The following is a 3,799-nucleotide window of genomic DNA, read 5'->3' on the forward strand; positions in this document are numbered from 1 at the left end:
GGCCCCGGCGTGGCGCACGCCGTCACGGCGCGCTAAGCGGCCGTGCGGCAAGGTGTCGCTCCACCCACTGCGCCCAGGGCGCGTCGAGTTGGCCGGCCAGCGTGGCGAGTACCAGGCGGATGTCCAGGTGGTGACAATGCGTCAGCAACCGCTCGAGGACGGGACGGCGGACGGTGCGCAGCGCGCCGAGGACGAGCCGCATGTGTGCGTGAGCACGAGATTCGATGGATGCGCGAGCACGGTAATTGATGGTCGGCTGCGGCAGCCAAGCTGAACGGTCTCGCCCGAGGCCTACCTGCGCCACGTCATTGCGCGCATCGCCGATCATCCCGTCAATTGCATCAGCGAACTGCTGCCATGGGCCATGGCTGGGCAGATCCGCTCGAGCGCCGCCTGAAAGCAACCCCGTCGTCAAGAACGCTGTCCGTCGGACGTACATGGACGCCCCCAGTTTGCCAAGCTTTCAGTTCGTGACGACGCGAAGAGGAAGATTGCTCCCGTACATTCGGACTTTTGATGCAAGCATGGCATGCTTGCTGTCCCTGATGGGATCTGCTGGTCGGCGCCTCGATCGGTTACACGCACTCTTGGTGCCTCGTCCGGCGGCGGGCTGTGCCAACCACGGTTTTACCTGTCTTGCCATCACTTCGTGATTGCCTGAGCAATCTGTGGTGTGATCCTCTCTCAATGCAGCTTATTCAGACTGGCAAACTTGACTACGCGGCTGCGACAACAGGTGTGTAGTCAGGTCGGAACTCCCGGTCGTGGACAGGCAAAGCCCATACGATTCTTACCGTCTTGTTGGCAAACGCGACTGCTGCGACGTTGGCGTTTCGACGAATGGTCAGCTTGACCAGCCAACTGTCAGGATCGTTCCTCTGGGTCGCTCGGTAGATGACCGACCGGGCCCCGTGTATGAGCAATGTTCAAAGGTACGCATCGCCCGGCTTACTCATGCGAAGCAACTTTGCTTTACCGCCGGTGGAATGCTGTCGTGGCACAAGTCCCAACCACGCTGCAAGCTGTCTTCCGTTTTCGAAATTCTTTGCATCGCCGACCGTCGCAGACAGGGCGCTGGCCGTGATCGGACCGATTCCGGGCACCTGTTCTAGTCGGCGGTTGATCTCGTCATCGCGATGCCAGGCCTTGATCTGGGCCTCAATCTCGTCGACCTGTCGGTATAACAACTTTAAGTGCTCGAGCAGTCAGTCGATAAGCTGCCGGAATGCACCTGGAAAGTCGTTGGTCGCGTCTTTGATCAGTTCCGGCACACGCAGGGCGATGTAGGTAATACCTTGCGGCACAACAAGGCCGTACTCAGCCAATAGGCCACGGATCTGGTTGGCCTGCGCCGTACGAGCCTTTATGAAGCCCTGGCGCACACGGTGCAGTGAGAGCACTGTCTGCTGTTCGACGTTTTTTATTGGTACAAACCGCATCGTCGGTCGCGTCACAGCTTCACAGATGGCTTGCGCATCGGCCGCATAATTCTTATTGCTCTTGACATAAGGCTTCACGAACTGAGGCGCCATCAGGCGGACCGTATGCCCGAGCACCTGCAGTTTGCGGGCCCAATGATGTGCGCTGCCGCAGGCTTCCATCCCAACCAGACAACTGGGAAGATTGGCGAAGAACGCTGCGACTTGATCACGCCGCAATTGCTTACGCAGCACCATCTTTCCTCGCTCGTCCGCGCCGTGGACCTGAAATACATTCTTGGCCAGGTCGAGCCTAATTGTCGTAATCTGCATGGTGGACGCTCCTCTCGATTTGAGTGGTCGATTACACTTCCACTTTGGCACATTGATGCCGCTATTGGATGGGGGCGTCCATCCCATTGGTTACTCTTTCCCGACCATTGCGCCGTCTCCGCTGCACAAAAAATCTTGCCAAAACAGGGTATTGCACGGGCTCGCCGGCGCGCTACCTGCGCCCAGGGGGCGATCAACGGTTCAGGATGGGGAGCAAAGGACCAGTCAGCAAGTGACTGATTTGACAGGGGTATCAGGCGAGCGCCGCCCGCAAACCCACATGGATGCTAGGGGGTGGCTACCCCGGTAAAGTGCATGGAAATCAAAGGGCCCCCTTTCACAGGCGGCTAGGCTCTCTCAACAGATGAACTGCAGACGCCGCACACGATGCGGTTCATTTTTCATCATTGGTGCCGGATCCGGCGTTCAGTAATACACGAGGCGATGCGGGGCCATTGCAAGCGGCACAGCCGCATCGTGTACAGCGTCGGCTCGACGCATGCGGACGGAAAAAAAGCTTGCCCTCAGGGAGAGCAAGCTTCGGAAGCTTTCGCCATCGGGATAAAGCGAAAGAGCACCAAGAGCCAACCAACTGACGGGTGCCTAGCTCCCCCACAGAGGTCTGTCTCAGCTTCAGATACGGCTACGCGTCAAATTCCGTGTGCGCCATCGGTGAACACATCACGCAGCCCGATACGCGAGCCGTCGGTAAATACGTCACGTTGGCCCAGGCGTGCGCCGTCGGTGAACACGTCGCGCTTGTCGATGCGTGCACCGCCAGCGTAAATGTCGTTGACTGCCGCACGTCCGCCGTCCGTGTATGGATCGCGCGGGCGGTGGATTTGCCCGTCTGGCGTTGCGGCGAAGGCGGAACCGGCAGCGGCAATCGTGAGGGCAGCAGCAATCAGGGTAGTGTGAATCGTCTTCATGGAATCTCTCCGGAGTCAATGTTTGTGAGTCTTTGATCGCTCACCGTGTTCACAGTCTAGCTACCAGACCTGCTCTACTGAATTACCCGCGTATTACGATCCTGTCATGATCGGCATAGGGGACAGCCCATCCGGGCCGCATCCCCCGTGCCGGGGCGTGAGACCTAGCCACGCCCCGAATTCGCGGCCATTCTTGAACTTGCGTGCGCTTCCGACGGCGGCGACTACCGCGCTTGCCGTGATCGGACCGATTCCAGGCAGCGCCATAATGCGGGAGGCGCGGTCATCCTGCCTCGCGCACTGCTCGATCTGCCGATCCACTTCTCGCATCCGTTCATTGAGAACTTTGAGGTGTCCCCACGCGCGAATAGAGCGCGCGGCGTGCAATACCGGGCAATTCATTGTCGGCGTCTTCAAGTATTTCTGGGACTCGACGCAAGGCCTCGATTCGCTGAGGTATGGTGATCCCGAATTCGACAAGTAAGCCGCGCAGCCCATTGATGAGAGCAGTACGCTCCTCTACCCAACCCTGGCGCAGGCGGTGAAGTGTAGCTACGCCCTGTTGCTCCACCGTCTTCCCCGATGGTCGGCCAAATTCCCCCATCTGTGGTCACCTCAAACTCCCCCATCTGAAGGGGCGCTGCAAGTGATGTGAGCGCCAGGCAGGACGTTACCTTGTTCCCCTCGAATAAGAAGCAGAGGGGTTGCCGGAGTGAACGTCTTGAAGCCACATCTACAGACCACCATCGCTACGCTAATCGCCGCGGGCAAGGGTCAGAGGGAGATCGCCCGGATCACCGGCGTCGATCGCAAGACGATTCGGGGGTATCAAGCGTAATTTGCCGCCGCCCAGCAGGCAAACTCCCCCACGGTGACCACCGGCTCTGAGCCGCAAATTCCCCCACCCCGACCACCGGCAACTGGTGCACATCAATTGTCGGCGTGCGCGCCATACCAGGAGTTTGTGCGAGCCCAGGTGCAACTGCATCGGAACGCCACGGCGATCTACCAAGATCTCGTCGATCAGTACGGCTTCACCGCCAGCTACGAAAGCGTCAAGCGTTTCGTTCGGTCCTTGCGCCACCAAGCGCCAAAGCAATTCGACCGACTGGAATTCCT

At 59.3% G+C, this 3,799-nt stretch carries 2 protein-coding genes and 3 pseudogenes; 3 read left to right on the forward strand and 2 right to left on the reverse strand.

Annotated elements, in window-relative coordinates; all coding sequences use genetic code 11:
• On the forward strand, nt 1-274 hold a 274-nt coding region (locus tag D769_RS32575), incomplete at its 5' end, for a hypothetical protein (protein ID WP_206537011.1).
• Nucleotides 265-397 (forward strand): annotated as a pseudogene (locus D769_RS31625) (transposase domain-containing protein); the annotation flags it as partial. The gene D769_RS32575 and the pseudogene D769_RS31625, both read left to right, overlap by 10 nt.
• Nucleotides 398-716: 319 nt before the next feature.
• Here the strand turns inward: D769_RS31625 and D769_RS30480 are convergent.
• Together D769_RS30480 and D769_RS30485 are read right to left on the reverse strand one after the other, a co-directional pair.
• Nucleotides 717-1,751: pseudogene (locus tag D769_RS30480) on the reverse strand (IS110 family transposase).
• 650 nt (nt 1,752-2,401) lie between these two features.
• Nucleotides 2,402-2,680, reverse strand: coding sequence for a hypothetical protein (locus tag D769_RS30485; protein ID WP_008652601.1), 279 nt, complete (start codon nt 2,678-2,680; stop codon nt 2,402-2,404).
• A gap of 712 nt (nt 2,681-3,392) precedes the next feature.
• On the opposite strand from D769_RS30485, the pseudogene D769_RS32885 reads away from it, so the two are divergent.
• A pseudogene (locus tag D769_RS32885) lies at nt 3,393-3,799 on the forward strand (IS21 family transposase); the annotation flags it as partial.

It is taken from the genome of Cupriavidus sp. HMR-1 (assembly GCF_000319775.1).
GTDB lineage: Bacteria > Pseudomonadota > Gammaproteobacteria > Burkholderiales > Burkholderiaceae > Cupriavidus > Cupriavidus metallidurans.

Excerpts from the sequence above, each read along its gene's own strand:
- D769_RS30485 (WP_008652601.1), bottom strand. The coding sequence starts at position 2,680 with ATGAAGACGATTCACACTACCCTGATTGCTGCTGCCCTCACGATTGCC.